Annotated in this window: 23 protein-coding genes and 1 pseudogene; 18 read left to right on the top strand and 6 right to left on the bottom strand. The window is 53.2% G+C overall.

Going from position 1 to position 25,956, the window contains the following annotated elements:
* The first annotated feature begins 73 nt into the window (after positions 1–73).
* Positions 74–934 carry a pyridoxal kinase PdxY gene (gene pdxY, locus H4F65_RS04225; RefSeq protein WP_010276633.1) on the top strand — a complete coding sequence of 287 codons (861 nt, stop codon included), beginning with the start codon at positions 74–76 and terminating at the stop codon, positions 932–934.
* Between the two features lie 38 nt (positions 935–972).
* Here the strand turns inward: pdxY and gstA are convergent, their stop codons facing one another.
* Positions 973–1,581 carry a glutathione transferase GstA gene (gstA, locus tag H4F65_RS04220; RefSeq protein WP_010276635.1) on the bottom strand — a complete coding sequence of 203 codons (609 nt, stop codon included), beginning with the start codon at positions 1,579–1,581 and terminating at the stop codon, positions 973–975.
* 854 nt (positions 1,582–2,435) lie between these two features.
* On the opposite strand from gstA, the gene H4F65_RS04215 reads away from it, so the two are divergent.
* A complete protein-coding gene (locus tag H4F65_RS04215; RefSeq protein ID WP_010276638.1) occupies positions 2,436–3,740 on the top strand; it encodes a dicarboxylate/amino acid:cation symporter in 1,305 nt (434 codons plus the stop codon).
* 296 nt (positions 3,741–4,036) lie between these two features.
* On the top strand, positions 4,037–6,709 hold the full coding sequence (gene acnA, locus H4F65_RS04210; RefSeq protein WP_010276641.1) for an aconitate hydratase AcnA: 2,673 nt from the start codon (positions 4,037–4,039) through the stop codon (positions 6,707–6,709).
* Between the two features lie 70 nt (positions 6,710–6,779).
* Here acnA and H4F65_RS04205 read toward each other — a convergent pair whose 3' ends face one another.
* On the bottom strand, positions 6,780–7,211 hold the full coding sequence (locus H4F65_RS04205; protein ID WP_010276643.1) for a putative T6SS immunity periplasmic lipoprotein: 432 nt from the start codon (positions 7,209–7,211) through the stop codon (positions 6,780–6,782).
* A 2-nt stretch (positions 7,212–7,213) separates the two neighbouring features.
* Positions 7,214–7,744, bottom strand: a complete 531-nt coding sequence (locus H4F65_RS04200) for a hypothetical protein (protein ID WP_010276646.1) — start codon at positions 7,742–7,744, stop codon at positions 7,214–7,216.
* Between the two features lie 295 nt (positions 7,745–8,039).
* On the opposite strand from H4F65_RS04200, the gene H4F65_RS04195 reads away from it, so the two are divergent.
* A complete protein-coding gene (locus tag H4F65_RS04195) occupies positions 8,040–9,674 on the top strand; it encodes an ABC transporter substrate-binding protein (protein ID WP_010276649.1) in 1,635 nt (544 codons plus the stop codon).
* 71 nt (positions 9,675–9,745) lie between these two features.
* Here the strand turns inward: H4F65_RS04195 and ribA are convergent, their stop codons facing one another.
* A complete protein-coding gene (gene ribA / locus H4F65_RS04190; RefSeq protein ID WP_010276651.1) occupies positions 9,746–10,339 on the bottom strand; it encodes a GTP cyclohydrolase II in 594 nt (197 codons plus the stop codon).
* Between the two features lie 292 nt (positions 10,340–10,631).
* Between ribA and pgpB the strand changes: the two genes are divergently transcribed.
* The 9 genes from pgpB to H4F65_RS04145 all read left to right on the top strand — a co-directional run bounded on the left by pgpB (position 10,632) and on the right by H4F65_RS04145 (position 20,514).
* On the top strand, positions 10,632–11,408 hold the full coding sequence (gene pgpB, locus H4F65_RS04185; RefSeq protein ID WP_010276652.1) for a phosphatidylglycerophosphatase B: 777 nt from the start codon (positions 10,632–10,634) through the stop codon (positions 11,406–11,408).
* A 335-nt stretch (positions 11,409–11,743) separates the two neighbouring features.
* Complete coding sequence (locus H4F65_RS04180; protein WP_010276654.1) at positions 11,744–12,685, top strand: D-ribose ABC transporter substrate-binding protein; 942 nt, start codon at positions 11,744–11,746, stop codon at positions 12,683–12,685.
* A 44-nt stretch (positions 12,686–12,729) separates the two neighbouring features.
* The gene (locus H4F65_RS04175; protein WP_010276656.1) at positions 12,730–13,362 is read left to right on the top strand and encodes a DUF2291 family protein; all 633 of its coding nucleotides are present in this window, start codon (positions 12,730–12,732) and stop codon (positions 13,360–13,362) included.
* The gene (locus H4F65_RS04170) at positions 13,362–14,915 is read left to right on the top strand and encodes a sugar ABC transporter ATP-binding protein (RefSeq protein ID WP_010276658.1); all 1,554 of its coding nucleotides are present in this window, start codon (positions 13,362–13,364) and stop codon (positions 14,913–14,915) included. Before H4F65_RS04175 ends, H4F65_RS04170 begins: the two co-directional genes overlap by 1 nt.
* 1 nt (position 14,916) lies before the next feature.
* A complete protein-coding gene (locus tag H4F65_RS04165) occupies positions 14,917–16,014 on the top strand; it encodes an ABC transporter permease (protein WP_010276661.1) in 1,098 nt (365 codons plus the stop codon).
* A gap of 141 nt (positions 16,015–16,155) precedes the next feature.
* Positions 16,156–16,986, top strand: a complete 831-nt coding sequence (locus tag H4F65_RS04160) for a transketolase (RefSeq protein ID WP_010276663.1) — start codon at positions 16,156–16,158, stop codon at positions 16,984–16,986.
* A complete protein-coding gene (locus H4F65_RS04155; protein WP_010276665.1) occupies positions 16,979–17,923 on the top strand; it encodes a transketolase family protein in 945 nt (314 codons plus the stop codon). The genes H4F65_RS04160 and H4F65_RS04155 overlap by 8 nt, the downstream gene beginning before the upstream one ends.
* 2 nt (positions 17,924–17,925) lie before the next feature.
* Positions 17,926–19,416 (top strand): FGGY-family carbohydrate kinase, encoded by a 1,491-nt coding sequence (locus H4F65_RS04150; RefSeq protein ID WP_010276668.1) that lies wholly within the window; start codon positions 17,926–17,928, stop codon positions 19,414–19,416.
* Between the two features lie 99 nt (positions 19,417–19,515).
* Positions 19,516–20,514 carry a sugar phosphate isomerase/epimerase family protein gene (locus H4F65_RS04145; RefSeq protein ID WP_010276669.1) on the top strand — a complete coding sequence of 333 codons (999 nt, stop codon included), beginning with the start codon at positions 19,516–19,518 and terminating at the stop codon, positions 20,512–20,514.
* An 81-nt stretch (positions 20,515–20,595) separates the two neighbouring features.
* Here H4F65_RS04145 and H4F65_RS04140 read toward each other — a convergent pair.
* Positions 20,596–21,541 (bottom strand): annotated as a pseudogene (locus H4F65_RS04140) (sugar-binding transcriptional regulator).
* Between the two features lie 251 nt (positions 21,542–21,792).
* Here H4F65_RS04140 and H4F65_RS04135 point away from each other — a divergent pair.
* The 4 genes from H4F65_RS04135 (at position 21,793) to yciH (ending at position 24,538) form a co-directional block, all read left to right on the top strand.
* Complete coding sequence (locus H4F65_RS04135; protein WP_010276674.1) at positions 21,793–22,098, top strand: LapA family protein; 306 nt, start codon at positions 21,793–21,795, stop codon at positions 22,096–22,098.
* A 12-nt stretch (positions 22,099–22,110) separates the two neighbouring features.
* Complete coding sequence (gene lapB, locus H4F65_RS04130) at positions 22,111–23,280, top strand: lipopolysaccharide assembly protein LapB (protein WP_010276677.1); 1,170 nt, start codon at positions 22,111–22,113, stop codon at positions 23,278–23,280.
* A gap of 182 nt (positions 23,281–23,462) precedes the next feature.
* Positions 23,463–24,206: an orotidine-5'-phosphate decarboxylase gene (pyrF, locus tag H4F65_RS04125; protein ID WP_010276680.1), complete on the top strand. Its 744-nt coding sequence runs from the start codon at positions 23,463–23,465 to the stop codon at positions 24,204–24,206.
* A complete protein-coding gene (yciH, locus tag H4F65_RS04120; protein ID WP_010276683.1) occupies positions 24,203–24,538 on the top strand; it encodes a stress response translation initiation inhibitor YciH in 336 nt (111 codons plus the stop codon). The genes pyrF and yciH overlap by 4 nt, the downstream gene beginning before the upstream one ends.
* Positions 24,539–24,595: 57 nt before the next feature.
* Here yciH and osmB read toward each other — a convergent pair whose 3' ends face one another.
* The gene (gene osmB / locus H4F65_RS04115; RefSeq protein ID WP_010276685.1) at positions 24,596–24,811 is read right to left on the bottom strand and encodes an osmotically-inducible lipoprotein OsmB; all 216 of its coding nucleotides are present in this window, start codon (positions 24,809–24,811) and stop codon (positions 24,596–24,598) included.
* 334 nt (positions 24,812–25,145) lie between these two features.
* On the opposite strand from osmB, the gene araD reads away from it, so the two are divergent.
* A complete protein-coding gene (gene araD / locus H4F65_RS04110) occupies positions 25,146–25,841 on the top strand; it encodes an L-ribulose-5-phosphate 4-epimerase (RefSeq protein WP_010276689.1) in 696 nt (231 codons plus the stop codon).
* The last annotated feature ends 115 nt before the right edge of the window (positions 25,842–25,956 follow it).

The following is a 25,956-nucleotide window of genomic DNA, read 5'->3' as shown; positions in this document are numbered from 1 at the left end:
AAGGGAGCGTTAGCTCCCTTTCTTCTTGTAAGTTGAGGCGCACAGGCGCTGGCAAGGATCTGAGTCATAGCTAATGAAAAATATACTTTCCATCCAGTCACATGTCGTTTTTGGTCATGCCGGTAACAGCGCGGCAGAGTTTCCGATGCGTCGGATGGGCGCAAACGTTTGGCCGTTGAATACGGTGCAGTTCTCTAATCATACCCAATACGGTCACTGGACGGGGTGTGTGATGCCCGCCAGCCACCTGACCGAGGTGGTGCAGGGAATTGCGAACATCGACAAACTGAAGACCTGTAATGCGGTGTTGAGCGGCTATATCGGCTCCGCCGAGCAAGGGGAACATATTCTGGGCATTGTTCGTCAGGTGAAAGAGGCTAATCCTGATGCGCTGTACTTCTGCGATCCGGTGATGGGTACGCCGGAGAAAGGCTGTATCGTCGCGCCCGGTGTGTCTGATTTCCACTGCCAGCAGTCGCTGCTAGCGGCCGACATTATCGCGCCGAATCTGCCTGAACTAGAGCTGCTGGGTGGTCGTACCGTGCATAACGTGGCCGAAGCCGTAGAGACCGCGCGTGCCCTGTGTGCAAAAGGGCCAAAAATCGTTCTGGTAAAACACCTGAGTCGCGCAGCTACGCGTGAAGACAGCTTTGAAATGCTGCTGGTGACGCTGACGGATGCCTGGCACATCAGCCGCCCGCTGGTAGAGTTTGAACGTCAACCTGTCGGCGTGGGCGATTTGACCAGTGGATTACTGCTCGTGAACTTGCTGAAGGGCGTGGCGTTGGATAAAGCGCTGGAGCACACTACGGCGGCGGTCTATGAAGTCATGCTGGTGACGAAAGAGATGAACGAGTATGAGTTGCAACTAGTTGCGGCTCAGGATGGGATTGCTAATCCGCGTCATCACTTCCAGGCGATTCGCCTGTCGTAAAACGTATAACGCCCCGAATACCGGGGCGTTATTGCATGCTAACCTTTTAACCTTTCAACCTTAAGCGCGGTAACGACGGAAGGGCGTTCGGCAATATGGTCGAGGTAAGCCGCCAGAGCAGGGTAGCGGAACATATCCAGTTTTAGCGACTGCGCCCAACGCATCACGGTAAACAGATACGCATCGGCGATACTAAAGCGGTTGGCGACCAGATAGTTCTGTTCACTCAACACCAGATTGATATAGCGGAATTTGACCTGCAAATACTCCATCAACAGCTCTTTATACGTTTCCGGCGTGCCGGGACGGAAGAGTGGCGTAAACGTCTTGTGCAGCTCAGCAGAAATATAATTCAGCCACTCGAGCGTATGGTAGCGCGCCATACTGCCAGTCGGAGCGATAAGGTTACAGTGCGGAACCAGATCGGCAATGTACTCGGCAATAGCGACACCTTCAGTCAGGACAGACCCATCATCCAGCTCTAACGCTGGCACCATCCCTTTCGGGTTGATAAACGTATAGTCGGTTCCACGCTCGGTCTTTTTCGTGCGCAGATTGACCTTCTCCAGCTTGAATTCCAATTTAGACTCGATCAAAACAATGTGTGTAAAAAGAGAACTGCTTTCAGCTTTGTAAAACAGTTTCATGGAAACCCCTTCCTATTATTATTTTTCCATCAACACATGCGCTGATGATTGTTGAATAACGACATGTCGTTTTTTTACAACAAAACGTAATGGGAGAGTGTGAGGCCTCTTGCAAAATACTCCTTATGTATGATTTTTGCGTGAAATTTGGGCGATTTTTGCGACGAGAAATCAAATATTAATACGTTATTCTGGGGCGATCTTAGGGAGGCTAACGGCGGCGATCGGTAAAGCCACATCGCGTGTGACAGAGGCCACTTTTGTCTGGGACAGAAACCGCAGTATTACGGATTGTGAGGGCGACTTCTGGGTTGGCAAGATCGCGATAGGCAGATGGGAGAAAGGGGGGATTTGGGCGGCGTTTTTCGACGCATGATTTATAGCGGTTAATTAATTATTACTAAATCTGTTGATAAGAAAAATTTCATTAGTGACAGGTTTCGTATTTTTCATGATACCGTCGATTTAAGTTATTTCCCCATGGTGAGCGTCTAATGGATATTCAAAAACATAAATAGGGAAAGATATGAAGGGGAACTATTTAAAAGTGACGTTGATTAGAATACCCCTTTATTTATCGCATGTAATAAATGAGGGGTAGTTATGTCCAATGGTTTTCGTAGCGCGCGTGCAATATTAATTAACCGCGACGTTTCCAATAATACGTTATATCTCGTCGAAATTTTTTCTATCAGTGATGGAAAAACAAATACGCTCCCCGAGTAACTATTATCACCACATCAAGACACAGAGAATACGCCGATAAAAATCGGATGCTGTAGCCTATGCGTTAGACGGCTCATGTTTGCTAATGGTGCGTATTGTCTGATTCGATTCATTATCATGAGGTTACTATGAAAAAGAACCGGTTATTATTTTTTATAGCCTTGGCTATTCTTCTCGGGATTATTGTCGGCGGCGCCTGTCATTCTTTATTAACGGAGCAGGAAGCCAAAGAGGTCGTATCCTACTTTAATTTAGTGACCGATGTTTTTCTTCGCCTGATAAAAATGATTATTGCGCCATTGGTATTCGCCACATTGGTTTCTGGCCTTGCTAGCATGGGGAACTCTTCTTCCGTTGGCCGAATAGGGCTGAAGGCAATGGTGTGGTTTATTTGTTCTTCCGTGGTTTCTCTTTTTATTGGCATGATGTTAGCAAACATCTTCGAGCCAGGCGTCGGAATGAATCTCGCCATTCCAAGTACACCAATAGCGGTAGAGACCGGCGTGAATACCGGTGGATTTACACTGAAAAGTTTCATTGCCCATATATTTCCACGCAGCATCGTCGAAGCGATGGCGAATAACGAAATATTGCAGATTTTGGTGTTCTCCATGTTCTTCGGTTCCGCGCTGGCTTTTGTAAAAGGCCAGAATAAACATGCTGTCACGATGGAATCGATGATAGAGGAACTGGCGAAAGTGATGTTCCGGGTGACGGATTATGTCATGCGGTTAGCACCTCTGGCCGTATTTTCCTCGTTGGCGTCGTCTATTACGACCGAAGGTCTGGGGCTTCTTCTCGACTTTGGTAAAGTCATTGGTGAGTTCTATCTTGGTCTAGCGCTGCTATGGGGGCTCATGTTCGGGGCTGGTGCGCTGTTCCTCGGTAAGAAAGCAACCTGGGGCCTGATCAAACTGCTGCGTGAACCCAGCATGCTGGCGTTTGCCACGGCCAGCAGCGAAGCGGCCTATCCGAAAACGATGGAAGCGCTGAGTGAATTCGGCGTTCCCAAAAAAATCACCAGCTTTGTACTTCCGTTGGGGTATTCCTTTAACCTTGTTGGTTCCATGATCTATCAGGCTTTTGCCATTCTGTTTATCGCACAGGCTTACAATATCCACTTAAGCTTGACGGAGCAGACCCTGATTCTGTTGACGCTGATGATCACCAGTAAAGGTATGGCTGGCGTGGCGCGTGCCGCGGTCGTCGTGGTGGCAGCCACCTTGCCGATGTTCAGCTTACCCGAAGCAGGCATTTTGCTGATTATTGGTATCGATCAGTTCCTGGATATGGGCCGCACGGCGACCAATGTGATTGGTAACGGCATGGCGACCGCAGTTGTGGCCAAGCTCGAGCGAAACCACGATCTGGAAGAACCCGATCATGAGCATTCCGACGAAGAAGCACCAGTGATGGCAGCCGGGAATGTCTAAATTAACGTCAGGTTAATACACTGAGACAGGCGGCCTTCGGGCCGTTTTTCTCTTTTCCCTTCACTCTCCTCCGTACGCGGCCGTGACTGTTTCCCATCCTCTTCACGTTCCCATTGGCGTTTATTCTGACTTGCTTCTTTTCAATAGCTAACGGCTATCGCTGCGTTCATATCGCATTGTTACAAAAACGTTATTTTTTGTTTGTGTTATCTTTAAATAAGACCGCAAGCTCAGGCTGGTTATTAATTAATCGCCCGATACAGAATAACGAATAGCAAGTTAATTTGGGAGGAAGCATGTCATCACACCTTCGCGACACTTGTCTGGACACACTGACGGTACAGAAGCAGGTTTACCATTACTACAGCCTGTCGAAGGCGGCGAAAACGCTTGGGAACATCGATAAATTACCGAAGTCGCTCAAAGTGCTGCTGGAGAATTTATTGCGTCATCAGGACGGCGACACGGTAGAGCAGGACGATCTTCAGGCGGTCGTTGACTGGCTGAAGACGGGCCATGTTGACCGGGAAATCGCCTATCGTCCCGCGCGTGTATTGATGCAGGACTTTACCGGCGTGCCTGCCGTGGTCGATCTGGCGGCAATGCGAGCGGCGGTGAAACGGCTGGGCGGCGATGTGAATAAGGTTAACCCGCTGTCGCCGGTCGATCTGGTGATTGACCACTCGGTGACGGTTGACCACTTCGGCGATCGTCAGGCACTCACGGATAACACGCAGTTGGAAATGGCGCGTAACCGTGAGCGTTATGAGTTTTTACGCTGGGGGCAAAATGCCTTTAGTTACTTCAGCGTCGTGCCGCCGGGAACCGGGATTTGCCACCAGGTGAATCTGGAGTATCTCGCCAAGGCCATCTGGTATGAAAAGCAGGGCGACAAACAGTTTACCTATCCGGATACGCTGGTGGGAACCGATTCACATACCACGATGATTAACGGTTTAGGTGTGCTCGGCTGGGGCGTCGGCGGGATAGAGGCCGAGGCAGCGATGCTGGGGCAGCCTGTGTCGATGCTGATCCCTGACGTGGTCGGCGTCAAGCTAAGCGGCAAGATGCGCGAAGGGATTACGGCAACCGATCTGGTCCTGACAGTCACGCAGATGCTGCGTAAACACGGCGTGGTCGGTAAGTTTGTGGAATTTTACGGCGATGGGCTGGATTCGCTGCCGCTGGCGGATCGCGCAACCATCGCCAACATGGCACCGGAATATGGTGCGACCTGCGGCTTTTTCCCCATCGATCAAATCACGCTCGACTATATGCGGTTGACCAACCGCGCGGAAGAACAGATCGCGCTGGTGGAAGCCTACAGTAAGCAGCAGGGGCTGTGGCGCAATACGGGTGATGAACCGGTATTTACCAGCCAGCTTGCGCTGGATTTGTCGACGGTGGAAACCAGTCTGGCAGGGCCGAAACGCCCGCAGGATCGCGTGCCTTTAGCGGGCGTGCCAGAAGCCTTTAAAGCCAGTCGGGAGCTGGAAGTCAGCACGGTGAAGAACCGTTCTGACTATGAAGAATTCACGCTGGAAGGTGAAACGCACCGTTTACAGCAGGGAGCCGTTGTGATCGCCGCGATCACCTCCTGTACCAATACCTCTAACCCGAGCGTGCTGATGACAGCCGGACTGCTGGCAAAAAATGCCGTAGAGCGCGGTCTGAAAACCAAGCCGTGGGTCAAGACCTCGCTGGCACCCGGTTCGCGGGTCGTAACGGATTACTATGCTAAAGCGGGATTGACACCGTTCCTCGACGAGCTGGGATTCAATCTGGTGGGCTACGGCTGCACCACCTGTATTGGTAACTCAGGCCCGCTGCCGGATGCGATTGAAGCCGCGATAAAAGAAGGCGATCTGACGGTCGGCGCAGTGCTGTCAGGCAACCGTAACTTTGAAGGCCGTATTCATCCGCTGGTGAAGACGAACTGGCTGGCATCGCCGCCGCTGGTGGTCGCGTATGCGTTGGCAGGAAATATGAACGTCGATCTGACGCAAGAACCGCTGGGTGAAGATCGTGACGGGAAAGCCGTCTACCTGAAAGATATTTGGCCGTCGACGAAAGCGGTGGCGGACGCGGTATTGAACGTTAGCGCAGGCATGTTCCACAAACAGTATGCTGCCGTGTTTGAAGGCACGCAGGAGTGGCAAGATATTGAGGTCGACGACAATCCTACCTATCAATGGCCGGAAGAATCGACCTATATTCGCCAGACGCCTTTCTTCCTGGATATGGGGAAAGAGCCTGAGCCGGTTCAGGATATCCACAACGCGCGCATTCTGGCGATGCTGGGCGATTCGGTGACAACTGACCATATCTCACCAGCAGGCAATATCAAGCGCGATAGCCCGGCAGGGAAATATTTGCTGGAGCGCGGCGTCGAAACTGCGGAGTTCAACTCTTACGGGTCACGGCGTGGTAACCACGAAGTGATGATGCGTGGGACGTTTGCCAACATTCGTATCCGTAATGAAATGGTGCCCGGTAAAGAGGGCGGCTATACCCGCCACATCCCGTCGCAGAATGAGATGACGATCTATGATGCGGCGATGCGCTACAAGGACGAAAATGTCCCGCTGGCACTGTTTGCTGGTAAAGAGTATGGCTCCGGCTCCAGCCGAGACTGGGCCGCGAAAGGCCCGCGTTTGCTGGGCGTCCGCGTGGTGATTGCTGAATCGTTTGAACGTATTCACCGTTCTAACCTGATCGGGATGGGGATTCTGCCGCTGGAGTTTCCTGACGGTGTGACGCGTAAGACGCTGCAATTAACTGGCGACGAGCAAATCTCGATTACGGGGCTAAATCAGCTGACGCCAGGGGCGACAGTTGAGGTCAACATCACGGATACCAGCGGTAACACGCAGACCATCAGCACCCGCTGTCGTATCGATACCCGTAATGAACTGACTTACTACCAGAACGACGGCATCCTGCACTACGTTATCCGCAATATGCTGTAATTTCATGACCGATCACCGAGGGCAGGAGGCTTGCTCTCGGTGGATTCGCTCAACTAGAAGAACGAGTGCATCAATAATAAGCGGCTTCATCCTTCCTCAGCGGTACGTTTCGAACGCTGCCGTTCGTAAATGCTATCGCAGAGACGATGCTTCTTCGTGAATTGCTGTGTTTTTTCGATTGCAGGATATACCTGACGACGTATGTCCTGTCGTCTAAAAAATGGTAAACAGAACGAGGAATACACAGTTCGCCTTGTGTAACGACGATGCTGGGATTTTCATACAGCGCCCATTCCTGTGGCTGAGCGGTTCTTGTGCTGATAGCGATAAGAGTAGGTTGATAATCCTGAGCATCGCTAACTAAAAAACAGAGATCGTTTTCCGCTTGTCTGACTGATGTCAATTCGTCCGGCTGTAATCGATCGCCTGAGCCGGGACAACCGACAAGAAGAAAACTCGCCGCGATAAGCAGAAAGGCAGGCAATTTTGCGGTAAGTGTCATCGTTAATTCCAGGGAAAGAACTGCATGGCTTTTTGATACTGTTGCCGTATTTCTGTCTCAGAAATATCGCCATCAAGGGTGACATCTCCACGCGCTCTCAGCATTTTCCACGCTTGATAGCCGTAGGTTTTTAAAACGAAATAATCAGCGATTATCTGTGCCTGCTGCTCCATTGGGTAGCATCTTAATGCGTGACGACCAAGCTTGTAGCGATAGCTCACTGCCCAGCTTACTAAGCCTCTAAATATGACATTCATACCTCGCTCACGCTGCCAGACATGGCTCATCTCATGAATAAAGAGGTGTTGGTTGGACATATTCGTGAGGGAAAAATCGTTGCTATACCATGCACGAAAGTACAGTTCCCCATTTGGGCTCATGGCTGTATTTTTATCTTGAAGGTCGAAAGGAAGGTAACTGCCGTGATGAATCCAAACTTTGTGGTAGTGGATTGAATCGCCAAAAATGGATTTAGCCAGCCTGATTTCACCAGACGTAAGCAATCGCAAGTTTCCCTCTTTTTGATTATCCATAACAATCTCCATTTGTTATAGCCAGGTAGGCTTATAGCTTGGACTATTAACGGCTAAAAATGAAGCGTTAATCCAAGCCCTGTAACGCGGGTTCCTTGCGGCTAGAAAGCCTATAGTACCCCTAACGCACCAGCGCACATTTTCCCACATGAAAGACTCGAATCCTCTGGCGAATTGTGGTTAGGTTGTTGTGATGCTAACTACATGGGGAATAAGTAAAAACTATTGCCCAGCCACGCCCCGAATACGACGCCAATGCCGCTTGAAGAATGCCGGGGATATAACAGGAGGTTATATGAATGAGTTGATCAAAAAACGTTTTAAACACTCGCTGCTGTTTCTCTCGCTGTGTGCAACAGGCGCGATGACATCGGCTTTTGCTGCTCAGGTTCCTGCTGGTGTGGAACTGGCGGATAAACAAGAGCTGGTACGAGGTAATGGCTCAGAGCCTGCGTCGTTGGATCCGCATAAGGTGGAAAGCGATGTAGAAGGCCACATTATTAACGACTTCTTCGATAATTTGGTTCGCGTGGGCGATGACGGCACCATTCAGCCGCGACTGGCCGAGCGCTGGGATAATAAAGACAACACGGTGTGGACGTTCCACCTGCGGCCTGATGCCAAATGGTCCGATGGTTCACCAATTACCGCGGATGATGTGGTGTACAGCTGGCGACGCCTTAGCGACCCTAAAACGCTGTCGCCTTACGGCACCTACGTTGCCAGTATGTATGTGAAGAATGCGGCGGATATTCTGGCGGGCAAGAAAGCGCCGGATTCGCTGGGTGTGAAAGCCTTGGACAGCCACACGGTGGAGGTCACGCTGGAACACCCGCTGTCGTATTTCCTGGAAATGTCGGCATACCATATTCTGGTCCCGCTGCCGAAAGCAGTGCTTGAAAAACACCCTGATAACTGGACGCAGGTCGGGAATTTCGTCAGCAGCGGCCCCTATACGTTGAGCGAATGGGTGGTTAACGAACGTATCGTCGGCAAGCGCAATAGTCAGTATTGGGATAATGCGCATACCGTCATTAACAAAGTGACGTATCTGCCGATCAGCTCGCAGGCGGCGGAGCTGAATCGCTATAAATCCGGCGAAATTGACGTCACGGGTATTTTGTCGCCCGTTCAATTCGCATCGCTGAAAAAAGAGTATCCGCAGGAGGTGAAGGTATCACCACAGATCGGAACCTATTTTTATCGCTTCAATACGCAAAAAGCCCCTTTTGACGATCCCCGCGTCCGTCGCGCACTGGATCTCAGTTTGGATAAAAATATCATCGCAAACAATGTGCTAGGTATGGGACAGACGCCTGCTTACAGCTTGATTCCCAAAAATATAGGGGGCTTTCAGCGCAAGGATCCCGAGTGGGCAAGCTGGACGCAGCAGCAGCGTAATGACGAGGCGAAAAAACTGTTGAAAGAGGCTGGGTTTGATGACAAGCATCCGCTGAAATTCAACCTGCTTTACAACACCTCCGAGTCGCACTTACGCGTGGCAATTGCCGCCAGCTCAATGTGGAAGAAAAATCTTGGGTCGGAAGTGACATTGCAAAATCAGGAATGGAAAACGATGCTGGATACCGTACGTACCGGTAACTTTGAGGTGGTCAGACAGTCCTGGACTGGGGATTACAACGAAGCCAGTACGTTCTTGAATACGCTGGAAACGAATGACAGCAACAACAACGGTAAATTCGGTAATGCACAATATGATGCGTTGTTGAAAAAGGCGCTGACGGCGAAGGATAAGCAGGAAAAAGAGACTATTTATCAACAAGCTTCGGATATTTTAGATAGCAACGTCCCTTTGTTGCCCATCTACTACTATGTCCAGCCACAGATGGTTAAGACCTACATCGGTGGTTTTTCCCCTAATGTGCGTGGTGATTATTACACGCAAGACATGTACATCCTCAAGCACTGATCCCAATAAAACAGCCGGCTAAAAACCGGCTGTCAGCATGGAAGAAACGATCCTGACGTGAAGCAGGATCGTTACTTCATATCCAGCAGGTGCCCCATTTTGGCAGCTTTGGTTGCCAGATAGTTCTCATTCTTCGGGTTGCGCCCGACGATTAATGGCACGCGCTCAACGATATTGATGCCTGCTTCGTTGAGTATTTTCACTTTCTGCGGGTTATTCGTCAGCAGGCGAACTTCATCAACGTCGAGCAGCTTGAACATGTCGGCGCACAGCGTGAAATCGCGCTCGTCGGCGGCGAACCCAAGCTGATGATTGGCTTCCACCGTATCAGCTCCTAGATCCTGCAACGCATAAGCGCGGATCTTATTGAGCAGCCCAATATTACGGCCTTCCTGACGGTGGTATAGCAGCACGCCGCGGCCTTCTTCGGCGATGTGGCTCAGTGCCGCTTCAAGCTGGAAACCACAGTCGCAGCGCAGGCTAAACAGGGCATCCCCCGTCAGACACTCGGAGTGCACGCGGGCGAGTACGGGAACTGAACCGGAAATATCACCATAAACCAGAGCGAGGTGATCGTGGCCTGTGGCGATCTCTTCGAAACCTACCATCAGGAAATCGCCCCACGGGGTGGGCAACTTGGCTTCCGCCACCCGTTTTAGCTGCATACTTTTCTCCAAAAAATCTGTATCCAAAAAGCTGTGTCCATAAAACGCTGTGTCCACAAACAAGAATGCTGAGGCGAATCCTACTGCGACCTATCGCGCTTGACCAGCAAAAAAGCCTGTTTAAGAACATCACAAAAATTGAATTACAACGTGGCCTGACTACCGTCTGGTTTCAGGTTTGTTGACAGAACTGAGCGCTATTTTACGCCATACTGACAGTTCGTGTCGGATTTTCTGATAGAATTGTGAAAGTTTTGTTGCATAGCATCATGCTGAATTATGGGAAGAAATTATGTACGAAATTGCCAGACGAACAACTATTGGCGCAGCGCTATTACTGATTATGCCAATGATTATCTGGATGAGCGGTTGGCAGTGGCAACCGGAGTACGACGGACTCTGGTTACGCGTACTCTTCTGGATTACCGAAACGGTGACATCGCCGTGGGGCATTCTGACCAGCATCGTGCTCAGCATCTGGTTTCTCTGGTGTCTGCGTTTTCGCCTGAAACCTGCGCTCGGCCTGTTGGTCATCATGGCGATTACGGTGCTGATTGGGCAGGGGATCAAATCGGCTATTAAAGAGTGGGTGCAGGAATCACGGCCCTATGTCGTCTGGCTGGAGAAAAATCATCAGGTGGACGACAGCTATTTCTATTCGCTGCCGCGTAATGAGCGTTCGGAACTGGTGAAAACACAGTTGCAGGACCAGGCGCAGATTCCACAATGGCTGCGCAGCCACTGGCAGTTTGAAACGGGCTTTGCTTTCCCCTCCGGGCACACCATGTTTGCTGCAACCTGGGCGCTGCTGGGGGTTGGGCTGCTGTGGGCACGTCGACATTATAAAACGGTGGTGATCCTGATGCTGTGGGCCAGCGGCGTTATGGGTAGCCGTCTGGTACTCGGCATGCATTGGCCGCAGGATTTGGTGGTGGCGACGTTAATTAGCTGGCTGCTGGTGGTGGTCGCCAGTTGGATGGCGCAGCGCTGGTGCGGACCGCTCTCGCTCCAATATGAAGAAATTAAAGAACAGGCGGAGGAGGATGCCGCCGAAAATAAATCCTCGTAGCCTTTGAGTTGCTGTAGGTTGTACTCCATAGATAATCCCCTGTAGTGCGTACCCTGCGGATGACCTCGGTCATCCGCATTTTTATGACGGACTCCTTGTCCGTCACCCTGCTGGCCGTTGCTGACGCAACGTTAAAAATTGCTCCCGGAAATTTTTTATCCCTCTCGTCTCTGTTTTTCCCAATTCTCACCGCTATCTCCTCGCGCAAAATGTAAACAATTTGTGAGCTGCTTCGCTATTCCTGTTTTTGCTGTTGGACAATTTTTCGGTTGGTTGCAAAACTGCATTTGAATGTTAATTCAATATTGAATATATATTCAAACAGGAGAATAACAATGAAACCTTACCGTCTGAAATCCTCCCTGCTGGCCGTCATGTTTTCCTTCTCTGCCGGTGCATTCGCCGCAGATAACGGGTTGATCGCCATAATTACCCCTTCACACGATAACCCATTCTTTAAAGCCGAAGCCGAAGGTGCCAGAACCAAAGCCATCGAACTGGGCTACACCACGCTGGTGGCATCGCATGATGATGATGTAAGCAAGCAAAATCAGCTGATTGAAACCGCCATTGCCCGAAAGGCGAAAGCCATCATTCTGGATAATGCCGGGGCTGATGCGACCATTGGCCCGTTGAAAAAAGCGAAAGCTGCCGGTATTCCCGCTTTCCTGATCGATCGTGAAATCAATGAAACCGGCGTGGCCGTGGCGCAGATCGTTTCCAATAACTATCAGGGCGCACAGCTCGGTGCGGAGAAATTCGTCGAGCTAATGGGACAGAAAGGCAAATACGTCGAGCTGATTGGCCGCGAATCAGACACCAATGCGCACGTCCGTTCGCAGGGCTACCACGATGTGATCGACCAATATAGCGACATGAAGCGCGTCGCCAGACAAACGGCGAACTGGAGCCAGACTGAAGCCTTTACCCGCATGGAAGCCATTTTGCAGGCAAATCCGGATATCACCGGCGTGATTTCCGGCAACGACACCATGGCGCTGGGGGCGGAAGCGGCGCTGAAAGCGGCGGGGCGTCATGACGTGATTGTGGTGGGCTTTGACGGCAGCGACTACGTGCGCGATTCCATCATCAATAAAGGCAATATCAAGGCCACGGTGCTGCAACCCGGCTGGCAACAGGCGCAGATGGCGGTCGAACAGGCAGATTACTACCTGAAGAACGGCAAGGCACAGCATGAAGAGAAACAGCTGATGGACTGCATTCTGATCGACGAATCTAACGCGACCAAACTGAACACCTTTGCGTTGAAACCGTAATTAAGGCGACAGGAGCGTCAGCTCCTGCTGATAAAGGAGTCGTTATGCTGTTCGATGAACGATGCCGCGCCTGCTGGATTGGGCTCTGCGCCTTGCTGCTGTCGGCCTGTACGGTGGTCGATCTGGATGAAAACGGTAAACCGATCATTCCGATCGACCCAGCGGCTACGCCGAGCTATAGCACCATGACGCCAGAGAACATCGCGACGGCGCTGTGGCAGCCAACGCTGCTCCCAACCACGCAGCAGCAGGCGTTGTCCTGGGACGAGGTGAAGAAAACGCAGGCTGCGCTGGAGGATTCAGGGCGTAAAGCTGTCTACGCACGGCTTCAGGGCACGGTCAGCGGGATTGACCGGGAAAGTCGCGAAGGAAAATTGACGCTTGATGTGCAAGGTGACGCCGTCACGCTTCAACTTGGGCCCATCGTTAAAGGCAATGCCATTCGCGATGCGGCTGGGTTTATTCGCTTTGATGACTTCAAAAATCAGGTTCAGTTTGCCCAACTGGCTCGCGCGCTGAATAACAAAGCGCTCGCGTCATTGCCGGAGCTGGATGCGGACGTGCAGGGTAAGTCCGTTAACGTACTGGCGGCATTGGTGATAACCAAGCAGGGCATCAGCGAAGCGGTGCCGATGACGTTAAACCTGACCGAAACGAGTGGCGGAGGGGCGCAGTGATGGAAAAACCAGACACTTCTCCGCAATCAAACGCGGTGAACCGACCCGATATCGTGATGGCGACCCGCGGCATCACCATGCTGTTTCCCGGTACTAAAGCGCTGGATAACGTCGATTACAACGTGTATCGCGGCAAGGTCAACGTGATTATCGGTGAGAACGGGGCGGGTAAATCGACGCTGATGAAGATTTTGGCCGGCGTGCAGCAGCCGACGTCCGGTCAGATTCTGCTGAATGGCGAAGCGGTGCGCATCGCGGATACGCGTGATGCGGCGGCAAAAGGCATCGGCATGGTGCATCAGGAACTCAACCTGTCCGAGAACCTGAGCGTGGCGGAGAATATCTTCCTGGGGCGGGAACTGCAAAAGGGCGTTGCGCCTATCGACTATCTGGCGCAGGAGCGAATTGCGGCGGAGTTGATGGCGCGTCTCGATCAGGATATTTCGCCGCGTACCGAGGTTGCCAGCCTGAAAGTCGGTCAGCAGCAACTGGTGGAAATCGCCAAAGCGCTGGCGGATCAGGCTGACATTCTGATTCTGGACGAACCCACCTCTGCGCTGAGCAAAACGGAGGTAGAGATTCTGTTCCGTGTGATCCGCGAGCTGACTCGCCAGAACGTGTCGATTATCTACATTTCACACCGGCTGGAAGAACTGATGGCGATTGGTGACTACATCACCATCCTGCGCGACGGGTGTTTTCAGGCAGAGGCGGCCGTTAGCGACATCGACGTACCGTGGATCGTGCGGGAAATGCTCGGCGGTGACCCTGTCACCAGTTTTCTGCATCCGGGCAGAACGTTTGGTGCGCCCGTGCTGGAAGCGGAACACCTTACCTGCCTCAATGATGCCGGGCATCAGGTGGTCAATGATGTGTCGCTGATGGTGCGTGAAGGGGAAATCGTCGGCATTTATGGGCTGATGGGGGCGGGTCGTACCGAACTCTTCGAGTGTCTGCTGGGTATTCAGAATGATTATCTGGGCAAAATTTATCTCGATAGCAAACCGGTTAATTCGCGGCTATCTACCGCGCAGCGCATTCGTATGGGCATGAGTCTGGTGCCGGAAGATCGCAAGAAAACCGGCATCTTTCCACTCTCGTCGGTGGCTTCCAATCTCACCATCGCCAGCCTGTGGCGGCGGCTGAAATACGGCATGGCGATCTTCCAGCGGCAAGAGCAGGAGGTGGTTGCCAGCACGATTGGACAATTGGCGATCAAAGTCTCTTCGCCCGAGGTGGAAATTCAGGCGCTCAGCGGCGGCAATCAGCAAAAAGTGGTGATTGGCCGCTCGTTGCTGACCAGCCCCAAAGTCCTGCTGCTGGATGAACCCACGCGTGGCATCGATGTGGGTGCCAAAGCCGACGTATTTGAAATGATGGTCGGGCTGTCGGAACAGAGCATCGGCGTGCTGTTTTCCACCTCGGATCTGAAAGAAATTATGGCGGTATCGGACCGTATTTTGGTGATGTCGAATGGCAAGCTGACGGCGAATATCGTGCGTCAGTCGGCCAGCGAGTCGGCATTGGTTTCGGCAAGTGCACAAGGGTTCTGACATGAAAACGACTCACCTTCCGGCGGCGTCAGGCGCGCTATCTCCGGGTAAGTTTGTACGCTCACGAGAGAGCATCCTGCTGTTGATTCTCAGGCTGCGCACGTTTATCGCGCTGTTCCTGATTCTGGGGTTCTTTGCCTTCACTGTGCCCGGATTTTTGGCCACAGGCAGCCTGATCATCATGGTGAAGCACATTGCCATCAATGCGTTTCTGGCGCTGGGGATCACGTTTGTCATCATCACCGCCGGGATTGACCTGTCAATCGGTGCCACGTTAGGGCTGTGCGGCATGGTGGCGGGCTACATGATTACTCAGGGAATTGTGCTGCCCATGTTCGGCGTCGCGATTTTCCCCAGCGTGTGGGTCATCGTGCCTGTCGTGCTGCTGATTGGCGCGCTCATTGGTGCCATCAACGGCTGGATCATCACGCGGTATAACGTTGCGCCCTTTATCTGCACGCTCGGAACGATGTACATCGTGCGTGGGGCATCGATGCTGATTTCCGGAGGGGAAACGTTCCCCAGCCTGGGCGGTAACCCGCAGTTGGGCAACACGGGTTTTGAGCTGATTGGCTCCGCCACGATCCTGGGATTACCGCTGGCCATCTGGCTGATGCTGGTGCTGGCCGTAGTGATTGCCTACGTGGCGCGCCGCCTGCCGTTCGGCCGCCATGTCTATGCGATTGGTGACAACGAACGTGCCGCTGAACTTTCCGGTGTCAAAGTGCGTCAGGTCAAAGTCTGGGTTTACACCATTTCCGGCTTCTGCGCCGCTATCGCGGGCATCGTTGTGTCGTCTCAGTTGGTCGCCAGCCATCCAGCAACTGGCACTGCTTTTGAGATGAACGCGATTGCTGCTGTGGTGCTCGGTGGAACGTCGCTGGCAGGCGGACGTGGCACGATTCTGGGCACGCTAATTGGCGCGTTTGTTATCGGGATTCTTGCCGACGGGCTGGTGATGATGGGCGTAAGTGAATTCTGGCAGATGGTGATTAAAGGCATCGTCATCATTGTGGCGGTGATTATCGACCAGATGCAAAATCGTATGCAGCACAAGGCCGCCATTGTGTCACAGAAGGTCGCGGCGGAAGGGACATAGTTAAGAGTAACTAGCACGGGGCGTTGAGTTGTGGCGAGAGCGATGTCGGTAGTCATACCGCGGCCCAATTTGAGCGCAATTTTTTTTGATTTGATATGAATAAATATTCGTTTTTGGGTAAAAATTCAAGCGAGGTGAAGTATGAATCCGTACGCATTGTCGGTGGAGGCGCTGACGCATAAAGCCCGCGCCATTCGTCGCCGCATTATTCATCTGAATGCCAATAGCCCGGCTGGCGGGCACACGGGCGCCGACCTGTCACAGGTTGAGATACTGACAGCGCTGTATTTTCGCATTCTGAACTGCGCACCGGATCGCCTTCAGGATCCGCAGCGGGATATTTACATCCAGTCAAAAGGTCATGCGGTCGGCGGCTATTACTGCTGTCTGGCGGAAGCGGGCTATTTCCCAGAAGCGTGGCTGGAGACCTATCAGCACCCCGACTCACATTTGCCGGGGCATCCGGTCAAGCATAAAACGCCGGGGATTGAACTGAACACCGGCGCGCTAGGGCACGGGCTGCCGGTTGCTGTCGGCATTGCGCTGGCGGCGAAGCGCGATAACAGCCCGCGTCGGGTATTTGTCCTGACGGGGGATGGTGAACTGGCGGAAGGCAGTAACTGGGAAGCGGCGCTGGCAGCGGCGCATTACCAACTGGATAACCTGATCATCATCAACGACAAGAACAAGCTGCAACTGGCGGGAACGACCTGCTCCATCATGAACACCGATCCGCTGGCGGAAAAGTGGCAGGCTTTTGGCCTACAGGTCACAGAATGCGCGGGTAATGACATGTGCTCGGTGGTGGAAACGCTGGAGAACCTGCCGCGCAACGGCAAACCGAATGTGGTGATTGCGAATACGGAAAAAGGCGCGGGCGTGTCGTTTATTCAGGGGCGGGCTGAGTGGCATCACCGCGTGCCGAAAGGCGAGGAAATTGCACTGGCGCTGGAGGAATTAAAAGATGAGTAACGCAGAGCATCTGGCAACCGTCATGGTCGAGCAGTTCATCAAGGCCGTCGAACAGGGGATTGATTTAGTTCCGGTGTTGGCGGATTCGACCTCTACGGCGAAGATTTCACCGTTCATACAGCGTTTCCCCGACCGCATCGTCAACGTGGGAATCGCAGAACAAACCATGGTGGGGACGGCGGTAGGGCTGTCCATCGGCGGCAAGATTGCAGTGACCTGTAACGCAGCTCCGTTTTTGATCTCCCGTGCGAATGAACAGCTCAAAGTCGACGTCTGTTACAACAACAGCAACGTCAAGCTATTCGGGCTGAATGCCGGCTGTAGCTATGGCCCGCTCGCCAGCACGCACCACAGTATTGACGACATCGCGGTGCTGAGAGGGTTTGGCAATATTGAGATCTATGCGCCGTCCAGCCCGGAAGAGTGCCGTCAGATTATCGATTATGCGTTTGAACATCAGGGGCCGGTCTATATCCGCCTCGATGGGAAACCGCTGCCTGCCTTGCACGATGAGCGGTATCGCTTTGTGCCGGGGCAGATCGATGTGCTGCGCAAAGGTCGCGATATCACGCTGGTCGGGTTGGGGTCGACCGTGCATGAAATTGTGACGTCGGCTGAATTATTAGCAGAAAAAGGACTTTCCGCTACGGTGGTTAATCTTTCCTCTATCCGCCCGTGCAATACTCAGCAATTGCTTGAAATTCTGAGTGAAACACCTCGAGTCATCACAGTCGAGGAACATAACGTCAACGGCGGTGCAGGCAGTCTGGTCGCGGAAGTGCTGGCGGAAGCGGGCAGCGGAATTCCTCTTGTGCGGTTGGGAATTCCCGATGGTCAATACGCGATTGCCGCCGATCGGAGCGCGATGCGAGCGCATCACGGGCTGGACGCGACGGGCATTGTCAACGCAGCACTGCGTCTTTGCTCGGGAGGCTGATGATGTTTACGCCGGTTATTTTGGCAATCGATGAAGGGACGACGAACGCCAAGGCGATTGCCGTCGATGAACGGGGGCGCATTCTGGCTAAGGCGGCAGTCGCCTTGCAGGTGACGCACCCGCAGCCGGGCAGAGCCGAACAGGATGCGATGGCGATCTGGCATGCGGTTTGTCAGGCGGCAGAAGCCTGCCTGTCGCCATTACATCGGGCTCAAGTGGTAGGCGTAGCGATCAGTAACCAGCGTGAGTCGGTACTGATTTGGGACAGGCGAACCGGAAAGCCGTTGACGCCGCTGGTCAGCTGGCAGGATCGACGCGCCGAGAAATTCTGTCAGACATTGCAAGACAGTGCAGAGGCGCGTCTGATCGAATCCCGTACCGGGCTACAGGTCGATCCGCTTTTTCCCGCCGCCAAACTGCACGCCATGCTGGCAGAACTGCCGGACGGTGTCGCCCGGGCGATGCAGGGGGAGTTGTGCATCGGAACGGTGGATTGCTGGCTTAACTGGCAGTTTAGCGGTGGGCTAGCGTATTCCACCGACTATTCCAACGCGGCAAGAACCCAACTGTTCAATATCCACCGCGGCTGCTGGGATGAGGATTTACTGGCGCTGTTCGGGATTCCCAGTGTGTGCCTGCCTGCCGTTACGCCGTCCTCGGCGTTACACGGTCACACTGGCGTGACCGGCATCAGCGGGCTTGCCGCTGGCGTACCGATTGTGGCACTGATTGGCGACTCTCATGCAGCGCTGTACGGTCAGGCCATCACTCAAAGCGGTGAAATCAAGGCAACGTACGGCACTGGCTCGTCGCTGATGACCACTATCAACACGCCGCATCAACAGGCCGCAGGGCTTAGCACCACGATTGCCTGGCACGATGGCGAACTGCGCTACGCGCTGGAAGGCAACATTACCCACACGGGTTCGGGATTTTCCTGGATTGGTCAGATGCTGGGCATCCCTTCTGTTACGCAACTTACCGAGCTGGCGCTTAGCGCCGAGTCTAATCAGGGCGTCTTTTTTGTTCCTGCGCTATCCGGGCTGGGCGCGCCCTATTGGGATGTGCAAGCGCGTGGCCTGCTGTGTGGATTATGTGATGCCACCACGCCCGCCATCATCGCCCGTGCAGGACTGGAAGCCATCGCCTACCAGATTGCCGATGTATTTTTCGCGATGGAACAGGCATCGCAGGCCGCGTTACCCGCGCTACGCGTTGACGGTGGCGCGACACAAAATCGCTGGCTGATGCAGTTTCAGGCCGACCTCTTGCAGCGCCCGTTGATTCGCAACCATAACGCGGAAGTGTCGGCGCTGGGTGCGGCTTATCTGGGCGGGAAAATGCTGGGGTGGTGGGAGCACAACGAACAGATCGCCGCGCTGCCCAGAGAAGTGGAAGTCATCGAACCGTCGACGACCAACCACGGGGTTTTGGAGAGCTATCAACAGTGGCGCACGGCGGTAGCGCGTGCACGCTTGCGGTCCAAGTCATAACCGTTTTTAGCAGTAAGAAATGTTAGTAGTAAGAACCTATCCGATACGAAAGAAAAGATAAGCAGCTCAATACCATCAGAAATCAATGAGGTGACTTTTATGGCAACGTATAACTACCCTAAATTTGGTGCCGGTTTGTGGCATTTTGCGAATTATATCGACCGCTACGCGGTGGACGGCTACGGCCCCGCATTGAGCACGATCGATCAGATTAAAGCGGCGAAAGAGGTCGGCGAACTTTCCTATGTCGACTTGCCTTATCCCTTCACGCCGGGCGTGACGCTCAGCGAAGTAAAAGATGCGCTGAAAGATGCGGGACTGAAGGCGATTGGTATCACGCCGGAAATTTATCTGCAAAAGTGGTCGCGCGGTGCTTTTACCAACCCCGATCCAGCGGCCCGAGCGGCAGCGTTTGAATTAATGCACGAATCTGCAGGCATTGTGCGTGAACTCGGCGCGAATTATGTCAAAGTCTGGCCGGGTCAGGATGGCTGGGATTATCCGTTCCAGGTCAGCCATAAAAACCTGTGGAAGCTGGCGGTTGACGGCATGCGCGATCTGGCAGGCGCTAACCCCGATGTGAAATTCGCTATCGAGTACAAGCCGCGTGAACCGCGCGTGAAAATGACCTGGGATTCTGCCGCGCGAACGCTGCTGGGTATTGAAGATATCGGGCTGGATAACGTCGGCGTGCTGCTGGACTTCGGACATGCGCTGTATGGCGGCGAATCACCGGCCGATTCTGCCCAATTGATTATCGATCGCGGCCGTCTGTTCGGCATGGATGTAAACGACAACCTGCGCGGTTGGGATGACGATCTGGTGGTCGGCACCGTGCATATGACCGAGATCTTCGAATTTTTCTACGTGTTGAAAATCAACAACTGGCAGGGTGTCTGGCAGCTCGATCAGTTCCCGTTCCGTGAGAACCACGTTGAGGCGGCGCAGCTATCTATCCGTTTCCTGAAACACATCTATCGCGCACTGGACAAGCTGGATATCCCAGCGCTTCAGGCGGCGCAGGAAGCGCAGAATCCGTTACAGGCGCAGCGGATTGTGCAGGATGCGTTGCTGTCATCCATTAACGTTAACGAGTAATCACGCCACGTCAGGCGCGGAGCAGGGGAAGCATTCCGCGCCTGACGTTACTCTTATTGCTCACCACGAGTGATGAGTACGTTAGATCAACGTCTCGGCGGTTAATCGATCGGTAATCAATACATCAACGTAGTGCCCGGTTAAGGCACCGCGAATCGCGGCACTTTTCTCGACGCCGCCCGCTAACGCCACTACGCGCGGACACTGACGTAGCTGTGGCAGCGCCATACCAATCACCGGATCTTCATCGTCCTGCAACACCGGTTCGCCTTCCGCGTTGTAATAATGCAGGCATAAATCGCCCACGGCACCGCGTTCGGCCAGCTGTTGCAACATCGCTTCGTGATAGTAGTTACCGGAATTTTTCAGCAGTTGTGAGGGCTCCAGCACGCCGATGCCGACAAGCGCCAGACTCACCTCGCTGAATTTATCAACCACGCTGGAAACCTCATCGCTGGTCACCAAACGGGCGCGATCTTCCACCGACCGTTCGATACTCTGCGCGGGCAAAAGGTAAGCGGGGCAACTGAGCTGATTGGCTAAGGTTTGCGTCAGGATCGTCGCCTGCACATTGCCATTCGGCCCGACGCCGCCCAACAGTTGGATGACGCCCTGAGCCTTGACGCTTTGCGGATGCAGGCTGTCCACCATCGCCCGGAGCGTGCTGCTCCAGGACGAGATACCAACGAGATCGTCAGGGCGGATACTGGTTTGAACATAGTGTGCGCGGCGCAGAGCCAATTGCCTGCTTGATTTGCGCCAGCGTAGCGTTATCGGCGACATCCACCACGATAGCCTGATCGATGCCGTAGCGCTTCTGAATCGCGGCTTCCAGCCCCATGAACATGTTCGGGGGTTGAATTACGCTGATTTTGACCACACCTTCTTTAACACAGCGCGTAATAGCGCGGGAGACAAAAGACTGTGACAAATGGAGTGAGGTGGCAATTTCTGCTTGTTTCATCCCTTCGCTATAATAGAGCGTAGCGATCTTGACCAATAATCGCTGTTCGTCCTGCTTTGACATGACTTTTCCCCTTGCTGACTTGCTGCTGTCATTTTTATTCAGCACAGAATAAATAACAAGCGCAGACGGCAGCGGAGCACGGTTCTTGTTTTTGACTTTTGTACAGTGGAAGTGTGGTGATAAGTGCGGCGACAAAAAATCGGGCTGACGCCGTGATTTCCCTGTCCGCGTTGGACATGGTAATTTAATAGGGTTTGTCGCCAAAATTTGGCATAATTCATCCGGTTACTGGATATCACAGGAAGGACAATGTGAAATATTTGCTGATTTTTTTACTCGTGCTGGCGATATTCATCATTTCTGTCACACTGGGTGCGCACAACGATCAGGTTGTGACATTTAACTACCTGCTGGCACAGGGGGAGTATCGTATCTCCACACTGCTTGCCACGCTGTTTGCCCTGGGTTTTGCCCTTGGCTGGGTTATCTGTGGTCTGTTTTATCTGCGTCAGCGCATTGCGCTTGGCCGTGCACAACGTAAAATCAAGCGTCTGGAACAACAGCTTTCTACCTCCACCGAGGAGAACGTGGCGCCAGTGCAGACGGTCACCCACTAAGGAATTCTCTCTATGTTAGAACTGCTGTTTCTGTTGCTGCCCGTGGCCGCCGCGTACGGCTGGTACATGGGGCGCAGAAGTGCGCAGCAGGACAAAGAGCAGGAATCCAACCGCCTGTCCCGAGAGTATGTCACCGGGGTTAACTTCTTGTTGTCCAACCAGCAGGATAAGGCGGTTGAGCTGTTCCTCGACATGCTCAAGGATGATAGCAACACCTTTGAAGCCCACCTCACGCTCGGCAACCTGTTTCGTTCGCGCGGTGAAGTTGACCGTGCGATTCGCATCCATCAGGCGCTGACCGAAAGCGCATCGTTAACCTTTGAACAGCGCCTGCTGGCGGTGCAACAGCTGGGCCGTGACTATATGGCCGCAGGACTGTATGACCGTGCCGAAGAAAGTTTCAACCAGTTGGTGGATGAAGAAGATTTTCGACGCAGCGCCTTGCAGCAGCTCTTGCAGATCCATCAGGCGACCAGCGATTGGCCGACGGCAATTGAAGTGGCTGAAAAACTGGTCAAGATGGGAAAAGACCAGCTTCGCGTGGATATCGCGCATTTTTACTGTGAATTGGCGCTGTTGGCGATGGGCAGTGACGATCTGGATAAGGCGCTAACGCTCCTGAAAAAAGGGGCGACGGCGGACAGTCAGTGCGCCCGTGCGTCTATCATGATGGGGCGCATCTACATGGCGCAGCAGGATTATTCACGCGCCGTGGAATCCTTGCGACAGGTTCTCGAGCAGGATAAAGAACTGGTTAGCGAAACGCTGCCGATGCTGCAAGAGTGCTATCAGCATTTAGATAAGCCTTTGGATTGGGAGAATTTCCTCAGACGCTGCGTAGAAGAAAATACCGGTGCGACGGCGGAATTGATGCTGGCCGACATTCTCGAAAGAGAAGAGGGAGCCGAGGTGGCACAGGCTTATATTAACCGCCAGCTTCAACGCCATCCTACGATGCGCGTGTTCCATCGCCTGATGGATTTTCACCTGCATGAAGCAGAAGACGGACGCACAAAAGAGAATCTTCAGGGATTGCGCGACATGGTCGGCGAACAGATTCGCACCAAACCCCGCTACAGTTGCCGCAAGTGTGGTTTTACGTCGCAATCACTCTATTGGCAATGTCCTTCCTGCCGTACCTGGGCTAGCATCAAGCCGATCCGTGGGCTCGACGGCCAGTAGCGTTTCACGCTATCGAGCGAGTGTTGTTTCATGCTATTTAGTTACAACATACTAATAGCTGCATAGGATTTCGGTGCCAGCTGGCTTCTTTAACCGCATTGGTCTTCAGGCGGCTGGGATTTCAGGGGCGAGGCATGTAGAATGCGGCGGGAATTTTGGCTTCGCAAGAAACTGGGTGACGAATGAAAAACGAGAATCTACAGCAAGAGAATCAAACGGTATCCTCCCCGATTGTGGTCGCGCTGGACTATGCCAGTCAGCAGGCGGCGCTGTCGTTTGTTGACCGTATCGATCCGCAGGATTGCCGTTTGAAGGTAGGCAAAGAGATGTTTACCTTATTTGGCCCACAGTTCGTGCAGACGCTACAACAGCGCGGCTTTGATGTGTTTCTCGATCTGAAATTCCACGATATTCCGAACACCGTCGCTCACGCCGTTGCGGCCGCCGCCGATCTTGGCGTGTGGATGGTGAATGTCCACTCCAGCGGTGGCTCGCGCATGATGACAGCGGCGAAAGAAGCGCTGGTGCCGTTTGGTAACGATGCACCGCTGCTGATTGCCGTGACCGTGTTAACCAGCATGGACGAAGACGATTTGCGCGGGCTCGGCATTACCGTCAGTCCGGCGGAGCAGGCGGAACGACTGGCAGTGTTAACGCACAACAGCGGGCTGGATGGCGTGGTGTGTTCCGCGCATGAAGCGCAGCGGTTGAAGCAGGTATGCGGACAGGCATTTAAGCTGGTCACGCCAGGAATTCGTCCGGCTGGCAGCGACGTTGGCGATCAGCGCCGCATCATGACGCCGGTTCAGGCACAGCAGGCTGGCGTCGATTATATGGTGATTGGACGTCCGATCACCCAATCGGCGGATCCGGCACAGACGCTGCGGGAGATTCGCGCTTCATTGTTAAACGGTGCGGCATCATGAGCCTGCGTCGCGACGAGAATAGCCAACTGGTTTACTCCACAGAAACCGGGCGAATTAAGCCGGAAGAAGAACATGTCGTTCGGCCAAAAGGTGATGGCATCGTGCGTATCCAGCGCCAGACCAGTGGACGTAAAGGAAAAGGCGTATGCCTGATTAGCGGTCTCGATCTTGACGATGCCGCACTGGATAAGCTGGCGGCTGAATTAAAGAAGAAATGTGGCTGCGGCGGGTCGGTCAAAGACGGCGTGATCGAAATTCAGGGAGATAAACGCGACCTGCTAAAACAGCTTCTGGAAGCGAAAGGCATGAAGGTTAAGCTGGCTGGTGGCTAAAGCATATAAAATAAAAGCAGCAGGTTTACTCCCGTGAACCTGCTGCTCACGAATTCGTTATTTATCGACCTGACGGCCAATCAACCCGCCGATAGCTGCTCCGCCCAGCGTTCCTAATGTTCCGCCATCCGTTAAGATAGCCCCACCGACTGCACCCGCACCGGCACCAATCGCGGTATTACGGTCACGTTTGGACATGTTTGAACAGCCCGCTAGCGTTACAGCAAGCGTAATGGCCAGCGCGGCTGTCGCAAAACGTTTGTTTAATTTCATTTTATTCCCCTTTCTGCTCTTGGCCTCACGTTTCTTGTGAGGAAAATATCGAACAACGTGCTTTTTACGGTATTAAATAAAGAAACCGGCCTTCTACTGCTTGATGACGAGTATAATCATCGGAAAAAACTGCAACAGGTAAAAACTCTTAATTCCCCAGCGTTATGTTAACGATAGCAACAATTGATAAAGTTGGCTGTTTTTTGCCCAATTCTGTGGGGTGTCTCTTTCTTTTTCCCATAGCAGAACACCGCTAGGTCTTTAGCGATTTAGCCCATAGCGACCAGCTCGTCAGGCCGTGAAAATGGTGTCATCGCGCCGAGGGGAGGCTGATATGTTAGAAACGCTAAAAAAACAGGTGTTGGAAGCCAATCTGGCCTTACCGCAGCACAATCTGGTGACGTTTACCTGGGGAAATGTCAGCGCGGTTGATCGGCAACGCGGCCTGATGGTGATCAAACCTTCCGGCGTGGAGTATTCGGCCATGACGCTGGAGGATATGGTTGTCGTTGAGCTGGAAAGTGGCAAGGTGGTGGAAGGGACGAAGAAACCGTCGTCAGATACCGATACTCACCGCGTGCTGTATCTGGAATTTGCCGAGATCGGCGGCATTGTGCATACCCATTCCCGCCATGCCACGATCTGGGCGCAAGCGGGCAAAGATATCCCCGCCTGGGGAACGACGCACGCGGACTATTTTTATGGTCCTATTCCCTGCACACGCCTGATGACGGACGAGGAAATCAACGGCCGCTATGAGTGGGATACGGGAACGGTGATCGTCGAAACCTTCCGCCAGCGTGGCATTTCACCAGTGGATGTTCCGGCCGTATTGGTTAACTCGCATGGCCCCTTTGCGTGGGGGAAAGATGCAGATAACGCGGTGCACAACGCGGTTGTTCTGGAAGAACTTGCCTACATGGGGATTTTCTCACGCCAGTTAACGCCTCAGTTGGGTGAGATGCAACAAACGCTGTTGGATAAACACTACTTACGCAAGCACGGCAAAAACGCGTATTACGGACAATAAACCGCAGCGGTTCCTTCCTCATGCCCTTTAAGCCACTAGCGCCGCCCATGCGGCGCTAGTGTTATTTGTGGAGCTTGATGACTTCGCTCCTGAACGGCACATGCTCCGTGCTAAA

This window comes from Pectobacterium brasiliense, assembly GCF_016950255.1.
Taxonomy (GTDB): Bacteria; Pseudomonadota; Gammaproteobacteria; order Enterobacterales; family Enterobacteriaceae; genus Pectobacterium; species Pectobacterium brasiliense.
Note: the sequence above shows the minus strand (reverse complement) of the source record. Positions and strands in the feature narration are given on the sequence as shown.

What these genes read in the sequence shown, in the direction of transcription:
- H4F65_RS04215 (WP_010276638.1), top strand. Translation starts at nt 2,436, where the DNA reads ATGAAAAAGAACCGGTTATTATTTTTTATAGCCTTGGCTATTCTTCTC.
- H4F65_RS04195 (WP_010276649.1), top strand. Translation starts at nt 8,040, where the DNA reads ATGAATGAGTTGATCAAAAAACGTTTTAAACACTCGCTGCTGTTTCTC.
- pgpB (WP_010276652.1), top strand. Translation starts at nt 10,632, where the DNA reads ATGTACGAAATTGCCAGACGAACAACTATTGGCGCAGCGCTATTACTG.
- gstA (WP_010276635.1), bottom strand. Translation starts at nt 1,581, where the DNA reads ATGAAACTGTTTTACAAAGCTGAAAGCAGTTCTCTTTTTACACACATT.
- H4F65_RS04150 (WP_010276668.1), top strand. Translation starts at nt 17,926, where the DNA reads ATGTTTACGCCGGTTATTTTGGCAATCGATGAAGGGACGACGAACGCC.
- H4F65_RS04145 (WP_010276669.1), top strand. Translation starts at nt 19,516, where the DNA reads ATGGCAACGTATAACTACCCTAAATTTGGTGCCGGTTTGTGGCATTTT.
- pyrF (WP_010276680.1), top strand. Translation starts at nt 23,463, where the DNA reads ATGAAAAACGAGAATCTACAGCAAGAGAATCAAACGGTATCCTCCCCG.
- H4F65_RS04175 (WP_010276656.1), top strand. Translation starts at nt 12,730, where the DNA reads ATGCTGTTCGATGAACGATGCCGCGCCTGCTGGATTGGGCTCTGCGCC.
- H4F65_RS04165 (WP_010276661.1), top strand. Translation starts at nt 14,917, where the DNA reads ATGAAAACGACTCACCTTCCGGCGGCGTCAGGCGCGCTATCTCCGGGT.
- H4F65_RS04205 (WP_010276643.1), bottom strand. Translation starts at nt 7,211, where the DNA reads ATGACACTTACCGCAAAATTGCCTGCCTTTCTGCTTATCGCGGCGAGT.
- H4F65_RS04170 (WP_010276658.1), top strand. Translation starts at nt 13,362, where the DNA reads ATGGAAAAACCAGACACTTCTCCGCAATCAAACGCGGTGAACCGACCC.
- ribA (WP_010276651.1), bottom strand. Translation starts at nt 10,339, where the DNA reads ATGCAGCTAAAACGGGTGGCGGAAGCCAAGTTGCCCACCCCGTGGGGC.
- osmB (WP_010276685.1), bottom strand. Translation starts at nt 24,811, where the DNA reads ATGAAATTAAACAAACGTTTTGCGACAGCCGCGCTGGCCATTACGCTT.
- yciH (WP_010276683.1), top strand. Translation starts at nt 24,203, where the DNA reads ATGAGCCTGCGTCGCGACGAGAATAGCCAACTGGTTTACTCCACAGAA.
- lapB (WP_010276677.1), top strand. Translation starts at nt 22,111, where the DNA reads ATGTTAGAACTGCTGTTTCTGTTGCTGCCCGTGGCCGCCGCGTACGGC.
- araD (WP_010276689.1), top strand. Translation starts at nt 25,146, where the DNA reads ATGTTAGAAACGCTAAAAAAACAGGTGTTGGAAGCCAATCTGGCCTTA.
- H4F65_RS04155 (WP_010276665.1), top strand. Translation starts at nt 16,979, where the DNA reads ATGAGTAACGCAGAGCATCTGGCAACCGTCATGGTCGAGCAGTTCATC.
- H4F65_RS04200 (WP_010276646.1), bottom strand. Translation starts at nt 7,744, where the DNA reads ATGGATAATCAAAAAGAGGGAAACTTGCGATTGCTTACGTCTGGTGAA.
- H4F65_RS04180 (WP_010276654.1), top strand. Translation starts at nt 11,744, where the DNA reads ATGAAACCTTACCGTCTGAAATCCTCCCTGCTGGCCGTCATGTTTTCC.
- H4F65_RS04160 (WP_010276663.1), top strand. Translation starts at nt 16,156, where the DNA reads ATGAATCCGTACGCATTGTCGGTGGAGGCGCTGACGCATAAAGCCCGC.
- acnA (WP_010276641.1), top strand. Translation starts at nt 4,037, where the DNA reads ATGTCATCACACCTTCGCGACACTTGTCTGGACACACTGACGGTACAG.
- pdxY (WP_010276633.1), top strand. Translation starts at nt 74, where the DNA reads ATGAAAAATATACTTTCCATCCAGTCACATGTCGTTTTTGGTCATGCC.